At 48.3% G+C, this 19,528-nt stretch carries 18 protein-coding genes; 12 read left to right on the forward strand and 6 right to left on the reverse strand.

The features are described 5' to 3' along the window. Window positions 1-37: 37 nt before the first annotated feature. On the reverse strand, window positions 38-1,744 hold the full coding sequence (locus tag FTU55_RS15175) for a vWA domain-containing protein (protein WP_257222765.1): 1,707 nt from the start codon (window positions 1,742-1,744) through the stop codon (window positions 38-40). Between the two features lie 238 nt (window positions 1,745-1,982). Here FTU55_RS15175 and FTU55_RS10345 point away from each other — a divergent pair, with 238 nt between their 5' ends. The 6 genes from FTU55_RS10345 (at window position 1,983) to FTU55_RS10370 (ending at window position 8,035) form a co-directional block, all read left to right on the forward strand. Beyond that, window positions 1,983-3,566 carry a helicase HerA-like domain-containing protein gene (locus FTU55_RS10345; RefSeq protein ID WP_180047012.1) on the forward strand — a complete coding sequence of 528 codons (1,584 nt, stop codon included), beginning with the start codon at window positions 1,983-1,985 and terminating at the stop codon, window positions 3,564-3,566. A 149-nt stretch (window positions 3,567-3,715) separates the two neighbouring features. Then, entirely contained in the window at window positions 3,716-4,927 is a 1,212-nt protein-coding gene (gene hmpA, locus FTU55_RS10350) for an NO-inducible flavohemoprotein (protein WP_104471568.1), read from the forward strand. Between the two features lie 92 nt (window positions 4,928-5,019). Then, the gene (locus tag FTU55_RS10355; RefSeq protein WP_180047014.1) at window positions 5,020-5,463 is read left to right on the forward strand and encodes an Rrf2 family transcriptional regulator; all 444 of its coding nucleotides are present in this window, start codon (window positions 5,020-5,022) and stop codon (window positions 5,461-5,463) included. 96 nt (window positions 5,464-5,559) lie between these two features. Next, window positions 5,560-6,399, forward strand: a complete 840-nt coding sequence (yihA, locus tag FTU55_RS10360; protein ID WP_005180304.1) for a ribosome biogenesis GTP-binding protein YihA/YsxC — start codon at window positions 5,560-5,562, stop codon at window positions 6,397-6,399. Window positions 6,400-6,548: 149 nt separating this feature from the next. Beyond that, window positions 6,549-7,496 (forward strand): metal-dependent hydrolase, encoded by a 948-nt coding sequence (locus FTU55_RS10365; protein WP_127801050.1) that lies wholly within the window; start codon window positions 6,549-6,551, stop codon window positions 7,494-7,496. A gap of 113 nt (window positions 7,497-7,609) precedes the next feature. Continuing rightward, window positions 7,610-8,035 carry a VOC family protein gene (locus FTU55_RS10370; protein ID WP_180047016.1) on the forward strand — a complete coding sequence of 142 codons (426 nt, stop codon included), beginning with the start codon at window positions 7,610-7,612 and terminating at the stop codon, window positions 8,033-8,035. Here the strand turns inward: FTU55_RS10370 and FTU55_RS10375 are convergent. Beyond that, a complete protein-coding gene (locus FTU55_RS10375; protein WP_218949100.1) occupies window positions 8,026-9,270 on the reverse strand; it encodes a dicarboxylate/amino acid:cation symporter in 1,245 nt (414 codons plus the stop codon). The genes FTU55_RS10370 and FTU55_RS10375 overlap by 10 nt on opposite strands. A 179-nt stretch (window positions 9,271-9,449) precedes the next feature. On the opposite strand from FTU55_RS10375, the gene FTU55_RS15180 reads away from it, so the two are divergent. Next, window positions 9,450-9,578, forward strand: coding sequence for a YHYH domain-containing protein (locus FTU55_RS15180; RefSeq protein ID WP_194088134.1), 129 nt, complete (start codon window positions 9,450-9,452; stop codon window positions 9,576-9,578). A gap of 55 nt (window positions 9,579-9,633) precedes the next feature. On the opposite strand, the gene FTU55_RS10380 is transcribed toward FTU55_RS15180, so the two are convergent. Then, a complete protein-coding gene (locus FTU55_RS10380) occupies window positions 9,634-10,506 on the reverse strand; it encodes an acyl-CoA thioesterase II (protein ID WP_005180310.1) in 873 nt (290 codons plus the stop codon). A 287-nt stretch (window positions 10,507-10,793) separates the two neighbouring features. On the opposite strand from FTU55_RS10380, the gene plsB reads away from it, so the two are divergent. Then, the gene (gene plsB / locus FTU55_RS10385) at window positions 10,794-13,358 is read left to right on the forward strand and encodes a glycerol-3-phosphate 1-O-acyltransferase PlsB (protein WP_016658523.1); all 2,565 of its coding nucleotides are present in this window, start codon (window positions 10,794-10,796) and stop codon (window positions 13,356-13,358) included. 80 nt (window positions 13,359-13,438) lie between these two features. Here plsB and FTU55_RS10390 read toward each other — a convergent pair whose 3' ends face one another. Next, the gene (locus FTU55_RS10390) at window positions 13,439-14,254 is read right to left on the reverse strand and encodes an NAD(P)H-binding protein (protein WP_180047020.1); all 816 of its coding nucleotides are present in this window, start codon (window positions 14,252-14,254) and stop codon (window positions 13,439-13,441) included. A gap of 33 nt (window positions 14,255-14,287) precedes the next feature. Here FTU55_RS10390 and recG point away from each other — a divergent pair, with 33 nt between their 5' ends. Beyond that, window positions 14,288-16,333 carry an ATP-dependent DNA helicase RecG gene (gene recG, locus FTU55_RS10395; protein ID WP_180047022.1) on the forward strand — a complete coding sequence of 682 codons (2,046 nt, stop codon included), beginning with the start codon at window positions 14,288-14,290 and terminating at the stop codon, window positions 16,331-16,333. Next, on the forward strand, window positions 16,320-16,955 hold the full coding sequence (locus FTU55_RS10400; protein ID WP_180047024.1) for a ComF family protein: 636 nt from the start codon (window positions 16,320-16,322) through the stop codon (window positions 16,953-16,955). Before recG ends, FTU55_RS10400 begins: the two co-directional genes overlap by 14 nt. Window positions 16,956-16,979: 24 nt before the next feature. Here the strand turns inward: FTU55_RS10400 and FTU55_RS10405 are convergent, their stop codons facing one another. Together FTU55_RS10405 and FTU55_RS10410 are read right to left on the reverse strand one after the other, a co-directional pair. After that, window positions 16,980-17,381: an NUDIX domain-containing protein gene (locus FTU55_RS10405; protein ID WP_180047026.1), complete on the reverse strand. Its 402-nt coding sequence runs from the start codon at window positions 17,379-17,381 to the stop codon at window positions 16,980-16,982. Between the two features lie 2 nt (window positions 17,382-17,383). After that, the gene (locus tag FTU55_RS10410; protein WP_005180318.1) at window positions 17,384-17,977 is read right to left on the reverse strand and encodes a TIGR00730 family Rossman fold protein; all 594 of its coding nucleotides are present in this window, start codon (window positions 17,975-17,977) and stop codon (window positions 17,384-17,386) included. 152 nt (window positions 17,978-18,129) lie between these two features. Between FTU55_RS10410 and FTU55_RS10415 the strand changes: the two genes are divergently transcribed. Beyond that, window positions 18,130-19,143: a CorA family divalent cation transporter gene (locus FTU55_RS10415; RefSeq protein WP_005180320.1), complete on the forward strand. Its 1,014-nt coding sequence runs from the start codon at window positions 18,130-18,132 to the stop codon at window positions 19,141-19,143. Window positions 19,144-19,345: 202 nt separating this feature from the next. Then, window positions 19,346-19,528, forward strand: a 183-nt coding sequence (locus FTU55_RS10420; RefSeq protein ID WP_180047028.1) for a transposase domain-containing protein, incomplete at its 3' end; no start/stop codon positions are given.

Here is a 19,528-nt window from a genome sequence, read left to right on the forward strand (position 1 = left end):
GGGCAATTTGCCCAATTTTTTACATTATCGTTTCGCTTTACTTAAAGTAATCATAGCTTACAGAAACAGTCTCACCTGCTTTTGGTAAAGCTGTTCCATAGAACACTAAACTTACGCCAGAATTACTATAAACTAGATCAAAGCCTTGTCGATGTGTTGTATCACGCGCAACATTTTGACCATTTACTGTCACTTTAACAGTTGAAGGTATTGGTACCTGTTTTAAACTAAACTGACTTGCAAGACCGGTTGCCACACGGATAATGTCATCAAATACCACATTCCAGCTTGTAGCATCAGCACAAATTGAAGCAGAAGCCCCACCAGTCAAACGTGCAATCTCTTTAAAGTGCCCTCCTCCTTCAGCAGATCCACCTTGACCATTACATTCAAATCCTGGTGTACTCCAAGAAATTGTAGGATCTGCAAAAGTTGGACGAATATGATCAGATGTACCTACAATCGAAAAGTAGGTAGTGTTTGTAGACAAGAAATAATTTTTATAATCATTAAAATCTCGTCGTGTATAGTTACTATATACTGGACTGGACTGCCAATATGTTTCATTTTCAGCCTCATCTGAAACAAACACCACTAAATTCTTCACGTTTGGACGGTCAAAACCAGTCAAATCTGCTTCACGAACGCAGTAAAAACCTGTTTCAGTAGCTGAACCATAAGTTCCAGGTTGAGCCAAGGTAGCCCATTCTTGCTCTGCATCTGGTGTATTTCTATCAATAAAATTAGTCGTTTTATCTTTTAAAGTTCTAAGTGACTTACATGCGTACGCATCCTGCGTATTCACTGCTAAGCGATAATCCACACCTGCCTGATTCAATGATTTAAAGAACTGTGCAGCACCATTTGCCAAGTTACGCTGTTCTTCAGACATTGAACCTGAAGAATCAATATTCCATAAAATGTCAACCGCATTTGCAGATTGTGTTGTTTGAGTAAAAGTTTCTTTTGCTGTAGCCACTTCAATAACAGCATTGCTACTTAAAGCACTAGCAATATTCAAATCACCATATTTTTGGTTAACTTTCTCACTATTACTCGCGACATAAGTATTTGCCCAAATATAACCTGATTGGTTTGCAAGCCAAAAAGATAGATTGAGACGTAATTTTTTATCACTTGCTTGTACGACTACAGGAGTAGTAACAGATGAATTTGAATTTAATACAGATAACAACAGATCACGAACTTTAGTCAGTTCATTGGCATTAGAAAAATCAATATCCAAAATTACATTAACAACCTCCCCTTGAGCATTCATGGATACACGGTTTGTTAAAATATTGACTTTTGCATTTTGTTTAACAAGGCTTTCAGTAAACAAACCTAAATAGAATTTACTAAATTGATCTAAGTCTTGGTTTGATACAACAGAATTTGATCTAGCTTGCGTCTGAGCAGAGGAAGTATTTAAAGCAACCTGCGAAGCAAAACCTGTTGCTTGTGCCTCATTATCATTATCATCTAACAATAAAACCGTCTGACCGGATGTTAATGTGATATCTGTAAAATATTCGGAATTTACTTCACCAAAAACTGCAATATTCGCTTTTTCACTTACTACAGTTGCAACATCTTGAATCGTAGTAACCGTTTCACTTGGCTGTTCTGGTTGAACTGGATCAGCAGGTTTTGTAGATGTTGAGCCATCTGAATCGCCACCACAGGCAGTTAAAAATACAGATGTTCCAACTAACATAGCTAATAATTGTTTATTGAATTTCATTGATACCCTCTAACCGTTTCCAAATTATTTAAAAAAACTTATTAATATTTTATTTTCCATAATGTTATTTAAAACAAAATGAGTTCTAAATATTACAAAAAATGAGCAATATTTCAACAAACAAGTTAAAATATTTCCAAAATATGCAAAATATTAAAAAAATGATTAATTTCACATTTTTTACAGTAACATGTAAACTACTGAAAAATATAAAAATTTATACAGGGATTTCAGGTTAATGAATACACCAATCATTATTGCTAAAAAAACCAGTGATACCACGCAAGATATTGTGCTGCATTCACAGCTTGCCAACCGTCACGGGCTGATTGCCGGTGCGACCGGAACTGGCAAAACGGTGACTTTGAAAGTGTTGGCAGAAAGCTTTTCCCGCATTGGTGTACCTGTATTTTTAGCCGATGCTAAGGGAGATGTTTCCAGCCTGGCCCAGCCAGGCGAAAGCAATCCTAAGTTTGATGAACGCATTAAAAGCCTGAATATTGACTCGATTCCTTTTGAAGCTTCGCCGGTTGTATTCTGGGATCTGTTTGGCGAACAAGGCCATCCGATCCGTACTACGATTTCTGAAATTGGGCCACTCTTGCTTGCCCGCATCCTAAACCTGAATGACACGCAAGAAGGTGTTCTCTCAGCAGTCTTCCGAATTGCTGATGATCAGGGCTTGTTGCTGATCGACTTTAAAGACCTGAAAGCCATGCTGAGTTATGTCAGCGAACATGCTGCAGACTTTAAAGCTGAATACGGTAATCTCTCGCCAGCTAGCCTTGGTGCGATTCAACGTAACCTATTGGCACTTGCAGATCAGGGCGGTGATCTGTTTTTTGGCGAGCCCAGCCTGAATATTCTGGATTTCATGCAGACCGATGCCCAGGGACACGGCAACATCAACCTGCTGGCTGCAGACAAGTTGATGCACACCCCGAAACTGTATGCGACCTTTTTATTGTGGATGCTATCAGAGCTGTTTGAACAGTTGCCGGAGGTCGGTGATATGGACAAACCCAAACTGGTGTTCTTCTTTGATGAAGCGCATTTACTGTTTGACAATGCCAGCCCGGCCCTACAGGCGAAAATTGAGCAGGTGGTCCGCCTGATTCGCTCCAAAGGCGTTGGAATTTATTTTGTCACCCAGAATCCGCTGGATTTGCCTGAAAGTGTACTGGGACAGCTCGGCAACCGGGTGCAACACGCCTTACGCGCCTTTACCCCCAAAGATCAGAAAGCGGTCAAAACCGCGGCAGCAACTTTCCGTGCCAATCCGGAATTTCAGGTGGAACAGGCCATTACCGAACTGGCCGTCGGTGAAGCTTTAATTAGCTGTCTGGATGAACAAGGCACGCCGCAGATTGTAGAGCGCGGCTGGGTGATGCCACCCTACTCCTCGTTTAGCCCGATTAGCCCTGAACAGCGCAAGGCACTGATGAGCCAGAGTATTGTCGCCGGTGTATATGAGCAGAGTCTGGACCGGGACAGTGCCTATGAAATGCTGCAACAGAAAGTAGCGGAACGCCAGCAACAGGCTGAACAGGCCGCGCTAGAACAGCAACGCGCCAAAGAACAGGAAGCTTTAGCCAAGCAGCAAGCCAAAGAACAGGCCGCTTTGGCCAAACAGCAGGCGCGGGAACAGGAACGTCTGGCCCGCGAACAGCAAAAAGAAGCTGAACGCGCTGCACGACAGCGTGAAAAGCTGACTCAGGACATTGTCGGCACCTTTGCCAAGAGCGCGGCCCGCACCTTAGGCGGCAGTACCGGACAGAAAATTGTCCGCGGATTATTAGGCTCCCTGTTTGGCCGAAAATAATCAAAAAACCGATAGGAACAGCTTTCATTATGGGATATTTTTATATCCCATAATTTTTTTATGGTTTTTTAAAAACAGTGCTTGCACTGGCGTTTTATAAAATGTATTTTAAATACATCTTATAAATAACCAGCCATGAGAGATCAGCCATGACTCCACAGCAAATTGACCTTGTAAAAGCAACTGTTCCTGTTCTACGTGAAAATGGTGTGGCCCTGACCAGCTATTTCTATAACCGCATGTTGGGGAATAATCCGGACCTTAAAGAAACCTTTAACCTGGGTCATCAACGCAGTGGTGCGCAGGCGCAGGCACTGGCAGGTGCGGTACTGGCCTATGCAGAAAATATTGAAGATCCATCAGTACTGGCACCGGTGATTGAACTGGTCGCACACAAGCATGTCAGTCTGAATATTCAGGCCCCGGACTATAATATTGTCGGTGAAAACCTGCTGCACTCCATCAGCGAAGTGCTGAACATTTCCATGGATGATCCACTGATTGATGCCTGGGCCGCCGCGTATGGCCAGCTTGCAGAAGTGTTCATTAATACCGAACGTGCCATTTACGAGCAGCATCAGCAAACTCAAGGCAGCTGGTTAGGCTGGCGTAATTTCAAAATTGCCAAGAAAGTGGTAGAAAGCGACGAAATTACCTCGTTCTACTTTGAACCGGTCGATGGTGGTGCCTTACCAAAATATGAAGCCGGCCAATACATTTCAGTACGTGTTTTTGTCCCTGAACTGGACCTGAAACAACCACGTCAATACACGCTGTCAACCAGCCCGCAGCAAGACTACTTACGTATTTCAGTGAAACGCGAACCGGGTAATGGCGCCGACAAGATTGCAGGCTGGGTATCTAATGCGCTGCATCAGCTGCCAGAAGGTGCAGAACTTGAAATTTCAGCGCCAACCGGAAACTTCTACCTGATCGACAGCAACAAACGTAATGTGTTCATCAGTGGTGGTGTTGGCTTAACCCCAATGATTGCGATGCTGAACCAGCTGGTCACTTTAGATGTGCCACAACCGGTGACCTTCATTCATGCCTGCCGCAGCAAACAGGTACATGCCATGAAACAGCATATTCAGGACATCAAGGCGAAGTATCCACGTATTCATACCTTTACAGCCTATGAATTCCCGAATACCGAAGATGTGTTAGGTCAGGATTATGATGTGGCCGGTCGTCTGGACCTGAGCAGCATAGATGCTGCCTTATTACCGGAAAATGCTGATTACTATCTGTGTGGCCCAATGCCATTCATGGCCGAGCAGCAAAAAGCCTTACTGGCACGTGGTATTAAAGCCGAACAGATTCACAGTGAAGCGTTTGGTACGGGTGGTGTACGTCACTAAAACCCCACACGTGTAAAACATAGGAGGGCTAGTCTGCTTATGGTAGACTAGCCTTCTTGTATTTCAACTTTGAAAAAAATATTTGTGCGATCATGCAATTAAATAAATTCACCGACTATGCATTACGTATTCTGCTGTATATCTCCCCACCGCGAGATCTGCCGTATACGATTGCGGAAATTGCGCAGGATTTGCATGTTTCCCAAAACCATCTGGTTAAAATTGTGCATTTCATGGGCAAACAGGAATGGCTGATTACCACCCGCGGTAAAGGGGGCGGCCTGCGTTTAAATCCGGATGCACGGGCACTGAAGCTGGGCCAGATCGTGCGTATTTTGCAACGTGAAACCCAGATTGTGGAATGTAATACCCCGCCGTGCGTGCTGCGCAGCCGCTGTGGCTTAAAAGGCATTTTAGATCAGGCGCTGGAACAGTTTTATCAGAGTCTGGACCAGTACACCCTGTCCGACGTGTTAAATACTCCTGCACCGGCACAGTGGAGCACACAATCGCCAATTCAGCTGATCAATCTCTGAGTTAGATAACTTTTGCACACGGCTACAGCAAAGTTCGCGTGTCTGCGCGAGTTGATCTATAATACCGCTTTGTAAAAGCAGTGATGAAGTTAAGTTATGCACCATAGCAGAGGAAAATCGAAAAACACTAAGGCCGCTAATGCGCCGAAGCAAAAGATTAGCTATGAGAAAAAGGCTGATCCTGCGATTACCGAATATGCCGTTCGTGCCCTGAACTGGCTACGTAAAGCCGAATTCCTGATGAGTGCGCCAAAGCTGAATCTCTGTGTAGAAGATAGCGGCTATGAAGTGGCCTTTGCCGGACGTTCCAATGCCGGCAAATCCAGTGCGATTAATGCTCTAACCAACCAGAAACAGCTGGCACGTGCCTCGAAAAAACCGGGCCGTACCCAGATGATCAACTTCTTTAGTCTGGGCAATCCGGAGCAGCGTCTGGTCGATTTACCGGGTTATGGTTATGCCGCAGTACCTGAATCAATGAAAATTGTCTGGCAAAAAGAACTGGAAAACTACCTGATTCATCGCAAGAGCTTACAGGGTCTGGTCTTGCTAATGGATATTCGCCATCCACTGCAGCATTTTGATGTGATGATGCTGGAATGGGCTTATTCCCGTCATCTGTTTGTGCATGTTTTGCTGACCAAATCCGACAAGCTGAATCGTGGCCCGGCCAATAAAGTCCTGCTGGAAGTGAAACAGCAGCTGAAAAAGATGAAGCTGGATTTCTCGATTCAACTGTTCTCCTCGCTCAATCGTCAGGGTCTGGAAGAACTGGCCAGTGTAATGGCCGGTCGTCTGAACTTTACCCTGGAACAATCGCAGCAGTTTGATCTGGCCAGCATTCCGGAAGCCACGGCAGATGAACTGGAAGCAGAAGAGCTGCCGGATACAGAAGCTGTTGAACAGCTGACTGAAACGGCCGCCAAAGAGCCATAAGCTTTGCAACAACTCAAAACTGTCTGACAATAATTTACATCTATTGATATTGGAATGTCCCCTATTGCTAGTTTCAATGGGGGATATTTTTTTCATACTCATGCTGAGCATAATTTAAACCGCATCACATTTTAGAGGTGCAATACAGCATGAAAAAACTCCTCGCACGTTTTCGCCGTGCTGCCCGTGGCTCATCCATTGGCTACTTTATTCAACCGCGTAAAGTCCGCTTTGAATGGCAGGACACCCCCATCGACTGGATTCCGCAGCAGCCTTTTGCCAGTTATTTTATTAATGAAATTAACATGATTCTGCCGGCCGGCGAGTTCTGGTTTTGCCGGCTGTACAACAAGGTTTTGCCGCAGATTCAGGATGAAAAACTGAAACAGGATGTGCAGGCCTTTATCCGCCAGGAAGCCATGCACGCCCAGGCGCATAACTCGGCCAACAAGGATTATTTAAGCGAACGCCAGATTGATATTCAGCGCAACATCAGCCTGATGAACGGACTGTTTAACCAGTTACTGGCCGATCGGCCTTTAGGTCTGCAATTGCCGCAATGGAGCGAACGGCACTGGGATCTGTTCCGTTTAGGCATTGTTGCCACGGTAGAACACATGACCTGCGTGCTGGGTAAATATGCGCTGTATAACCGCGAATGGCAGCGTCAGGGTGCCGACCCGGCCATGCTGGATCTGGTCAAATGGCACGGCGCAGAAGAAATCGAGCATCGCACCGTGGCCTTTGACCTGTATCGGCATTTGGGTGGCAGTTATCTGGCCCGTTATTATCTGAGCCTGCTGGTGATTGCTGGAGTAATTGGTCTCTGGGTCGATGGTGCGGCGCATATTATGCGTCAGGACCCGCGTTATGCATCAATCCGGCCGGCCCTGTATAAACCGTGGATCTGGCGGGAATGGTACCGCACTGCACAGGCCAATAACGGCTTATTGCCCTCACCATTCTGGCTGGTATCACAGCAACTGGGTTATTTAATGCCGTGGTATGACCCGCTGCATGAAGCCAAAACCGAAGATGCGCTGGCCTATCTGCAAGCCTCCCCGGCGGCACAGCGCGCCCAGCTTAAAGTCGCGTAAAGCATCCACCTGGTGCAGAATTGCAGAGATACAATTGCCCGACACAGGCAGCACTGTGTCGAGCCAGATTTCCGCTAAGATAAAAATCAGACTTGAATGAAAAGGCAGGAACAATGCGCGCATCTTTGAGTGTGATCACGCTGGCTGTGCAGGATTTAGACGCAGCTTTGCGCTTTTATCAGCAAGGTTTGGGCTGGCAGAGTGAAGGTATCGTCGGGCAGGAATTTGAACAGGGCGCAGTGGCGTTTATCACGCTGGATTCAGGCCTGACACTGGCACTGTGGCCGCAGGCTGCCTTGGCGCAAGATTCAGGCCTGCCCCTGAGCCGTTTTTGCCCGACCCAAATCAGTCTAGGGCATAATGTGCATAGTCCGCTGGACGTAGATCAGGTGATGCAGCAGGCCGAGCGTGCCGGTGCCACCATTATCAAACCGGCACAAGCCACCTTTTATGGCGGTTTTGCCGGTTATTTTCAGGACCCCGATGGCCATCTCTGGGAAGTGGTCTGGAATCCGTGCTGGGAAGATGCTCAGGATTGAGTGGTGATCTCATCGTCGCGGGTATAGCGATCGACCACCACACTAATCATCATATCGCCCTGGACATTGACCACGGTACGTACGGTATCCAGCAAACGGTCAATCGGCAGTAAAATGGCAATTGCTTCTGCCGGCAGACCAACCGATTGCAACACCATAATCATGGTGACCATGCCGGCACTTGGAATACCCGGCGCGCCCAAGGAGGCAATCATGGCGGTGGCGCAAACCACCAGCTGCTGGCCCAAGGTCAAATCCAGCCCCATTAAATTGGCAATAAACAGCGCCGCAGCGGCTTCATATAAGGCTGTGCCATCCATATTCAGCTGTGTCCCCAGCGGAATTACAAAGCCAGCTGTTTGCGGGCGCACCTTCAGGTTTTCCTGGGCACATTTCATCGAAAGTGGCATGGTGGCCGAACTAGAACTGGTGGCAAATGCAGTAATTAAAGCAGCGCGCGTTCCTTTAAAGAAGGTCACCGGATTCATTTTTCCAAACAGCCATAGCAGTAGCGGCAGTACCACCAGACCATGAAAAATGGTGGTGCCGGTTACCACTACGGTAAACTCAGCCAGACGGCTGAGCACGGTCACATCTTCGGTGGCAATCAGCTTGGCCAGCAGGGCAAAAATCCCCAGCGGTGCCAGTTTCATCACCCAACCGATCATCAGCATCATGATGTCAAAAAACTGATGGCTGAGCCGGCGCACGGTCCGGAACTGCTCACCGCCTTTGACCAGCGCCACCCCGACAAATAAGGCAAACACCACCACCGCCAGTACATTGCCCTCGGCAAAGGCCTTAAACGGATTAATCAGGGTGTTTTGAATAAAATTGGTGAAGAAGGACGACGGTGTTAAGGTATCCGGCGTCTGATGCTGGCTCATCACGTCCTGGAATAAACGCACATCTACGCCTTTACCGACTTCAAACAGATGCGCACAGGCCAGACCTAAAATGAGCGCCAATGTGGTGGTGGTCACACAGCACAGCAAGGTAATTTTCCAGACCCGGCTCAGCTGGCCAGAAGCCTGCAGGTTGGATACCCCGACCACAATCGAACTGAAAATCAGGGGAATCAGCAGCATTTTCAGCAGGCCGATAAAAATACTGCTGGCAATACTCAGGCCATATAAGCTGCCGTCATAAAATGCGCTGCCCGGCAACAGGTTCAACAAAAACCCGAATAGAACCCCTAAAATTGCGGCCACCAGAATTTGTGTATTTAAGCTCATGGGTGCATATATTGTGATGTCATCTTGCTTGGCACTATGCCATGCGAGCTGCGCTGAATCGAGCATTATTTTGTCAAAAGCAAATCCAGCTCAGGAAAAAAGCCCGGTGCCAGAAAAACTGGCATAAGATGTGCTTTATCAGTGCATTACCTTGTTTTTAAGACTAAAAGAGTAACCTCATGAAAAAACTCGCCCTTATTCTTGCACTCATTTGTAGCACCTCTCAGGTTTTTGCCCATTCTTCGGGCAACAGCAAGGCACAAGGCTGCCATAAACATGCACCAAGCGATTTGCCGCATTGCCATTGAAGGTAGGATAAAAAAAGCCGAATCGACTGATTCGGCTTTTTTTATTGATATTGGTTTACTGAGTTTCAATTTCGCGTAAGCGAATTAAACCTTCCTGCGTGGTGCTACAGACCAGCTCGCCGTTTTGCCACATACGGCCAAAGTTCAGGCCACGCGAACTGTTACTGATGGTGGCTTCCATGTCATACAGCATCCAGTCATCGACCCGGAATGGCTTATGGAAATACATGGCATGGTCGATACTGGCACATTGCAGACTTGGCGACAGATAACTCAGGCCATGCGGACGCAGCGCGGTGGTCATCAGGGTAAAGTCTGAATAAAAGGCAGCAATGGCCTGATGCAGGGCAATTTCATCCTGCTCCGCTGCAATCGGACTATGCGTACGGATATAGTGCGCATAAGACGGCGCTTCCGGCTGCGGCTGAAACGGATTACTTGGATTCACCGGACGGATTTCCACATGCCGGTCACGGGTAAAGCTGGCACGAACGTTTTTCGGAATAAACTCGACAATGCTCTGTACCAGTTCTGCTTCATTTTTTAACTGTTCCGGTGCCGGATATTCAGGCTCGGAAATCTGGTAATTCAGCCCTTCTTCTGGCGCAGCAAAAGATACCATACACATAAAGATGGTCCGGCCATGCTGGATGGCTCGCACCTGACGGCTAACAAAGCTCTTGCCTTCACGAATCCGGTCCACTTCATAAATAATCGGTGCGTTGACATCGCCACCAAACAGGAAGTAGGCATGTAAGGAATGCGCCGGACGGTCGGTGGTATACGAAGCCGCGCGCAGTGCCTGGCCCAGCACCTGTCCACCGAACACGCGCTTACCGACCAGATTGCGGCTGATGCCTCGGTAGATATTTTCTTCAAGTTTTTCCAGGCTAAGCAGTTCAACCAGTTCCTGAGTCAGTGCATTCATGCGGGGAAACCTATGTCGGGATATTTAAAAATCAAAACAAGCAAAATAGAAACAGCTCAATCTTGCCTATTTTGCCATATTTGTTGACCAAAACACTAAAGTTTAACTGACCGCCCTGTCACGACTCCCGTATAATGCGCCGCACTAAAAATACGATTTTTAACGATAAAATTGAGCACTAAAGATAGAATTTGTCAGAAAATGTCAGGCTATTTTTCGCTACAATTAGATTTATTATTTTTTCCCTCAGATAATCTGCGGTACTGGTCATTGATTTAGGAGTTGGTATGTCCAAGAGTGGTTTTGGTCAAATTTATCGTCAGCTTTCAAGCAAACTGCTTGATCTGGTGGTAACCCCGCATGTACTGGGCGAGGTTCCTGCCGAAGCAGCAGCGACAGACCATTCAGAACAGCCGACCCAGAAAATTGTCTGCTATGTGCTGCAGAACCATTCCCGCAGCAATGCCTTGGTCCTTGATGGTGAAACACGCCGCTTAAAGCTGCCGCCCGCATTAGACCCTATGCAGATTGGCCAGCACAAGGAAAAAGCCTCAATCCTGTTTTTACAGCACTATGATGAAAACAATCTGCTGAATCCGCCGCCACACGCCTTTCCGCCGCGTTTGTTGCGTCTGATTGAACTGCTGGAGCAGTACCCGGAACTGGATATTGAGCTGATTCCAGTTACCGTCCTCTGGGGCCGCGCACCAGATAAAGAAGATTCCTGGCTCAAACTGCTACTGACCGATACCTGGGCTACACCAGGCACCGTCAAGCAGCTGGTCAATATTGGCCTGCATGGTCGCCAATCCTATCTGGAATTTCATGAGGCACAGTCTTTAAGAGCCATGGTGCAGACCGCCAAGATGCAGGCCCCGAACCTGTCGCCGGCGACCTGTATCATCAATACCTTAAATAATTATTTAGACAGCCAGCGCGAAGTGGTGTTAGGCCCCGATTTATCGGATCGCCGTAATGTGATGCATAGCCTGATTAAAGCGCCGGATGTACAGGAAGCCATTCGCCGCGAAAGCATCCGCAGTAAAATCAGCATGATTGAAGCCGAGCGCCGTGCCATTGGCTATTTAAATGAAATCGTGTCGGACTATTCCTATGCCGCCATCCGCTTTGCTGAAACGGCGCTAACCCGTTTATGGACCCAACTCTATGATGGCGTCGAGGTGCATAATTTCAGTACCGTGCGTGAGCTGGCCAAAGACTACGAAATTATTTATACCCCGTGCCATCGCAGTCATATCGACTATTTATTGCTGTCTTATGTGATTTATAAGCGCGGCATGATGGTGCCGTACATTGCCGCTGGCGATAACCTGAACATGCCCTTTGTCGGTCAGTTATTACGTGGTGGCGGGGCTTTCTTTATTCGCCGGACTTTCCGTGGCAATGGCCTGTACACCACCGTATTTAAGGAATATCTGTACAGCATTCTGTCGCGCAACACGCCGCTGGAATACTTTATTGAAGGCGGCCGTTCGCGTACCGGCCGCTTGTTGCCACCAAAAACCGGTATGCTGGCCATGACCGTACATGGACATTTACGTGGCCGCGCCAAACCGATTGCCTTTGTGCCAACCTATATTGGCTATGAACGCCTGATGGAAGGTTCGACCTATGTCGGTGAAATGCAGGGTAAACCGAAAGAGGCCGAATCCATTGTCGGTATTCTGAAAACCTTGAGAAAAATCGAGCGTATTTTTGGCAAGGTGCATGTGAATTTTGGCGAGCCAGTGTTTTTAGATGACATGCTAAAACAGCATGGCGCCGAGCAGATCAGTATCGAAAAAAATGACGATCCGATTCCGCAGGAAGTATCCGATGCGGTAAACAGCTCGGCCTATGCGATTCTGGAAAACATTAACCGCGCCGTGGTAATTAACCCGGTATCGCTGTTATCGCTGATTTTGCTGGGCACGCCAAAACATACCTTAGATGAAGCGATCTGTATCAAGCAGCTGGATACCTATCGTGACCTGCTTACTGCCCTGCCTTACGATGAGCGCACCCACATCACCCCACTTTCAGGCAAGGAAATTATTGCCTACGGTCTGAAGCTGAAACTGATTAAACGTGTGCAGCACGTTCTGGGCGATATTATTGCCATTGAAGACAATCAGGCGGTGTTGCTGACCTACTTCCGCAACAATATTCTGCATGCCTTTGTCCTGCCATCTCTGGTGGCGGCACTGGTGGAGCACAATGGTTCAATCAAGCGTGGCGATCTGATTAATGTAATTCGTACGCTGTATCCGTTCCTGAAAGCCGAGCTGTTCCTGAAATGGAATGAAGCAGAACTGAAACAGCAGATCTGTGCCTATGCTGATGGGCTAATTCAGGCCAAGCTGATTAGTGAAGATGCTGAAGGGAATCTGCTTTCTCCGGCACCGAACAGTGAAGATCATAACCAGCTGGTGGTGCTGGCTGCGCCGGTGATGCAAAGCCTGGAACGCTACTACATGACCCTGGCGCTGATTACCCAGCGTGGTTCTGGCAATATTTCCGCCCGTCAGGTTGAAGAACTGAGTCATCTGGTTGGTCAGCGTTTATCGGTGCTGTATGAGTTCAACTCACCAGAGTTCTTCGATAAGGCCCTGTTCCAGAGCTTTATTAAAGTGCTGACCCAGCAAGGCTATATCAGCACCAACAGCGACAATGCTATTGTCTTTGATGAGAACTTTAGCAATGTGGCGCAGTATGCCAATCTGGTGCTGGATGATGTAACCCTGCAAATGCTGCAACACATCACCACCTTTAGCGATGAAGAACTGAAAGATGCACTAGATGCACTAGCCGCACAGCAAGCCAAACGTCGCTTAAAACGTAAAAAGAAATAAAAAACCGTCCATAACCCGTATCTTTGCATTCGTGCAAAGGTGCGGGAAATATCAGCCATCCTCAATAAAATTAAAAATTCTTAGTTCACATCCGCTTGCTGTAACAGGGCCAGATAATCCTGAAAACAGTCATCATGCTGTAACTTAAAACCACTGTCCTGCATCCGTTTCGGTCGAATCCGCTTGCCGGTTTCGTGCGGACTGGTCAGGGTTAATAACGGCCGATGTAGCTGCTGCTGAAACCATTGCACCACTTCATGCAGCAGTTGCGGCTGACCATTACTGACAATATAACTCTCCTGCAGATGTTCCACGTGAATCATCTGTGCCAGAAAACGCGCCAGATCATCAATATGAATCCGGTTAGACCAGTGCCGGTTTGGATATTCAGTGAGCGTGTGCGCCAGCTTGACCATCCTTGCGATTGAGCTGCCATAAATACCGCTGGGCCGGATAATGGTGCAACGCTCCGGATAAGCGCTTAAATAGGCCTGCTCCATCTTGAGCAGAATGTCTGCCTGTGCATCTGGCGGCTGAAGCAGTGTGGTATCCTCAATCCATTCCCCGGCATTTTGTCCATACACCCGGGTCGATGACACCACCACCATACGACGCACCGGATGCGCTGCCAGCGCCGTTACAATTGGTTGCACCGAATCCAGATAGGTCTGCTGATAGGCCTCCGGCGTGCTCTGGCCCGGACTGAGCAGCACATAGACCCAGTCAATGGGCGTCAGCCGGCTTAAATCCAGCTGCTGCACATCCTGAATCAGATGCGTTGCATGCGCATCACTTTTCTGGCTGCGGCTAATTGTGGTAATTTGGTGGCCAGCTTGAAATAGTTGTTTAGCCACACGTGCAGATGTTTTACCATAACCGATAAATAAAATATGCATAACCCACTTGCTCATTACCATTGTTGAGGGGACATGGCCGCAGTCCATCAATTACAAGGCGTTGGCGCTGCTGCTGCCGCGTTACTGGAAAAACTGAATATTTTCACCACAGATGACCTACTGTTTCATCTGCCACGTGATTATGAAGATCGTAGCACGATCATTCCGATGAACCAATTGAACGTCGGCCGCAGCTATTTACTGGAAGGCATTGTCAAAGGGGTCGATTTTCCACCCGGCAAACGCAAGTCGATGGCAATTCTGCTGGATGATGACAGCGCCAAAGTCACCTTACGTTTTTATCATATTTATAAAGGCCTAACCGACCGTGCTAAAGTCGGCAACCGCCTGCGCGTGTTTGGTGAAGTCCGGGTCGGCGCACGTGGTCTGGAAATGTATCATCCGGAAATCCAGCTGATCAGCGAGCATACTCCGCTACCGAAAACCCAGCTCACGGCGATTTATCCAAGCACCGAAGGGCTGACCCAGCCCAAACTGCGCGACTATGTCAAACAGGCGCTGAAACAGCACAGTGATGATCTGCCGGAACTGTTGCCGGAAAAATTTACCAACGGCTATGCACTGAAACAGGCGCTGGAATATATCCATGAGCCGCCAACCAGTGCCAATATGCTGCAGCTCGGTCAGGGTTCGCATCCGGCCCAGCAGCGGCTGATTTTTGAGGAACTGGTGGCACATCAGGTCAGTTTATTGACCCGCCGTGCTTATATTCAGCAGATTGAAGCGCCAGCTTTTGCACCCAGCCAACGTCTGGCCAAGCAGTTACTGGCCGGCTTACCGTTTAGCATGACCGGTGCGCAAAAACGGGTGTCCAAGGAAATTATCCAGGACCTGAAACAAAACAAGCCGATGCTGCGACTGGTACAAGGCGATGTCGGCGCCGGCAAAACGCTGGTGGCGGCGGTGGCGGCCTGTCATGCACTGGAAGAAGGCTGGCAGGTGGCGCTGATGGCACCAACTGAAATTCTAGCCGAACAACATTATTTAAACTTTAAACGCTGGTTTGAACCTTTGGGACTAACCGTATCCTGGCTCTCTGGCAAACAGAAAGGCAAGGCCCGCGCCAGCGCCGAACAGATTATTCAGGATGGCAGCGCCCAGCTGGTGGTCGGCACTCATGCGCTGTTTCAGGACAATGTCGAATTTGCCAAGCTGGGACTGGTGATTATTGATGAGCAGCACCGCTTTGGGGTCGATCAGCGGCTGGCCTTAAGAAACAAGGGCCTGAATCACATGACTCCGCATCAGCTGGTGATGACCGCCACCCCGATTCCACGTACGCTGGCGATGTCCGCCTATGGCGATCTGGACACTTCCATTATTGATGAGCTGCCGCCGGGCCGTACCCCGATTCAGACCGTGACCATTCCACTGGACCGGCGCGAACAGGTACTACAGCGTATTGCCAGCAACTGTGCAGAAGGCAAACAGGCCTATTGGGTGTGCACCCTGGTCGAACAGTCAGAAACGTTGGATGCGCAAGCTGCCGAAGCGACTTTTGCTGAAATCAAGGAACGCTTTCCGGAACTGAATATTGGTCTGGTGCATGGCAAAATGAAGGCTGATGACAAACAGGCGGTGATGCAGCAGTTTAAAGACAACCAGCTGCAATTGCTGATTGCCACCACCGTGATTGAAGTCGGCGTCGATGTCCCGAATGCTTCAATCATGGTGATTGAAAATGCCGAGCGTTTAGGGCTGTCGCAATTGCATCAGCTGCGTGGCCGGGTCGGTCGGGGCGCCAAAGCCAGTTTCTGTGCCCTGCTGTATAAGCATCCATTGTCGCAAAACGGGCTGGAACGGCTGCGAATTTTAAGAGAAAGCAATGATGGCTTTGTGATTGCCGAAAAAGATCTGGAACTGCGCGGCCCCGGGGAGTTACTGGGCACCAAACAAACCGGCGATATGGGCTTTCGGGTGGCCAAGCTGGAACGCGATGATCATCTGCTGAATCAGGCGCATTATGTGGCCCAGCAGATGCTCAAAGATTATCCCGAGCAGGCCGAAGCCTTGCTCAAACGCTGGCTGCCGGAAGCACCACGTTATGCCTATGTTTAAGCTGCTGGCGCATAGCCATACGCTCTTTAAAAAGTTACTGCCCTGCCAGCTCTGTGGCAGTGCGGCCCAGCAGCAGTACCGGGTCTGTGCAGACTGTTTGCAACAGCTGCCGTGGCTAAAGGCCAGTGTCTGCCGGCAGGAAACCGAGATTCAGGTAGCCTGTCATTATCGTTATCCAGTCGACCGGATGATTCAGCAATTCAAATATGAGCAGCAATTGCATTATCAGTCTTTACTGGCGGGCAGCCTGTGTGAATTGGCCTATCCACGGGTACAGGCCATTGTCCCGATGCCGGTGGCAACCGAGCGACTGGCAGAGCGTGGTTATCATCATACCCTGCTGCTGGCTCAGGTGCTGGCACACCATTTACAGCTACCAATCTGGCAACCGGTTGTACGGCGCCATCAACACAGTCAAAAAGGCTTAAGTCGACTGGAACGACTGGAGAATCTGGACCAGCAATTCCAGCTACGGCCCGATACCGGCCGGCCCTATCGCCGGGTGTTAATTGTCGATGATGTGGTCACCACCGGCAGCTCAATTCGTGCGCTAAAACAGCAGCTGGAGCAACTTGGCTGTCACAAGGTCTATGCGGTGTGTATTGCCAGTGCCGACGGATAAATCATTTCAAAAAGACAGCCAGCCTTAAGCCGACTGTAACAGATGCTGTTTCACCCAGGGAATCACCACTTCTGTGGTTAACGGTGCCAGACGTGTCGTCTTATCCTCCAGTTCAATCCATTTCATTTCCGCAATTTCTGCCTGAACCTGCGGGTCCTGATCGAGCTGCACATAATAAACATAACTGACCAGACGATGATCCGGCTCATTGGCTGTAGCGGTTTCAAAACGGCCAACAAACTGTTTAATCTGGGCCTGACAGCCAATTTCCTCCGCAATTTCCCGGCAGATGGTCTGCTCCGATGGCTCAGCGCTTTCCAGCTTGCCGCCAACCTGCATAAAACATTGGGTGTGCTGTTTGCGTACCAGCAGCAATTGCTGCTGCTCGTTCAGAATAATGGCCGCAGCTACGGTAATGGTGTTCATATTTATTTCACCAAGGCCTGACGGTCGGCCATACCCCATTTCGGTTCAGGTGCCTGAAAGCGTTCAAACTGGCTTAAAATCTCATCCATAGAATCAGACACAATTAACGCCTCGGTAAAACGTGCATGGGTAAAGCCCTTGTCAGTAGTCATGCGAATAAAGCGCAGCAGATCATCATAAAAACCTTCAACATTTAAAAAGGCATTCGGTTTTAAATGAATTCCCAGCTGGGCCCAGGTCCACTGCTCAAAAATTTCTTCCAGTGTGCCGGCACCACCTGGCATGGCAATAAAGGCATCGGACAGTTCTGACATTTTGGTTTTACGCTCATGCATATTCTTCACCACATGCAGCTCGGTTAAACCGGGATGGGCCAGCTCGCGATCAACCAGTGGCTCCGGAATCACGCCAATTACGGCACCACCGGCCTGCAAGGCACTGTCTGCGACCACACCCATTAACCCGGAGCGACCACCACCATAGACCAGGGTTTTGCCCTGTTTTGCAATCGTTTGCCCGACCAGCTGCGCCGTGTCCACAAAAACCGCATCGGAACCTAAAGCCGAGCCACAGAAGACTGCAATTGAATTTGTCATTTTTTCACCATGTTCAGCGGCTATGATGCCGCAAATATACCCTTGAGCTGGTTTTTTAAATAAATTAGCACTTCAAACAGTGTTTTTAATCAAATCCTTGTCTAAAATACACCCATCAATAAAACCCATACTGCGCAAGGGAGAAAAGACTAATGCTTGAAGCCTTTTACGCCACAGAGCGCGGTAGTCTGGAAGACGCCACCATTAACGGCGGCTTCGACCTGCATCCAGAACTGGTCTGGATTGACCTGATCGCCCCTTCACAAGAAGAACAACAGTGGGTCATGGACGCCTACCGGCAGGATTTACCCACCTTAAAGTCTCTGGAAGATATTTCCTCATCTGCCCGATTTTACCGTGATGATGATGGGGTTTTACACATCAGCACCTATTTTTTAACGAAAAATAAAAACTATCAGGTCGATGATGAATCGGAAGAAAATTCCAGTATTCTCGCCACGGTACAAACTGTTGCCTTTATTTTAAACCGGGACCGTCTGCTAACCCTGCGCGGTGAAAAACTGGTGGCCTTTCGTGCTTTTCGGGCCCGTGCACGACGCAATGATTATGAAATTGATTATAAAGACCCGACCTGGGTGCTGCTCGGTCTGCTAGAAGCCAAGCTGGATGAACTTGCGGATATCTTGGAAGATATCCACAAGGACCTGGAAAAATACTCTACCGAAGTGCTGAATAACCGCCACCGGGAAATGATTTTAGACCTTGATGACATGATTACCCGGCTGGCTCAACTGGAAGATATGCTTGGAAAAGCTCAGCTCTGTCTGATTGATTTACGCCGTGTGCTGACCTTTTTAGCGCGTCCACGTGCCTTGGGCAGTCATATTTATGATGCCGATATCCGTGAACTGAGTGAAGATGTACGCTCGCTGGTCGAACACGACGCCTTCCTGTTCCAGAAAGTGCGCTTCCTACTCGATACTACTTCGGGCTTCATTAATACCGAACAGAATGACACCATCCGTCGCTTCTCGATTTTACCAAGTATGCTGGCACCACCGATGCTGGTGGCCAGTGTCTATGGCATGAACACCGATGTACTGCCTTTTGCCAAAGGCACCACCAGTTTTATTATTGTCAGTATTATCCTGATTGGCTTCTTTATCGGGCCGCTGATTTACTTCAGATGGAAGAAATGGATTTAATGCGACATGTCCTCTCTCCCTGAGGGAGAGAGTTAGAGAGAGGGCTGGTTTCGCTAATCTTCTATCCCTCCTCACCTCCCTTGAGTCAAGCGAGAAACTTAATGCCATAAAAAAGCACCTCGGTTGAGGTAATGCCAGTCAGTTAAGCAAATATTAGAAAAATGTAGTAAAAATGAGTGTATGTAAATACGCTCATTTTTTTATGTCTTTATCTGAACATTTAGAATCCACTCTTGAACATGCTCTCCCATCACTCAACCATTTTTGTGAACTTATTGACTTAAATTGGATTGAAACATCTCTGCATCAAACAGGTAAGGCATCGATCAGAAGGAGAAAATTACCTGCTGAGCACGTGGTTTGGCTTGTTCTTGGGCTTGCCTTG

It is taken from the genome of Acinetobacter sp. YH12117 (genome assembly GCF_013418865.1).
Taxonomy (GTDB): Bacteria; Pseudomonadota; Gammaproteobacteria; order Pseudomonadales; family Moraxellaceae; genus Acinetobacter; species Acinetobacter indicus.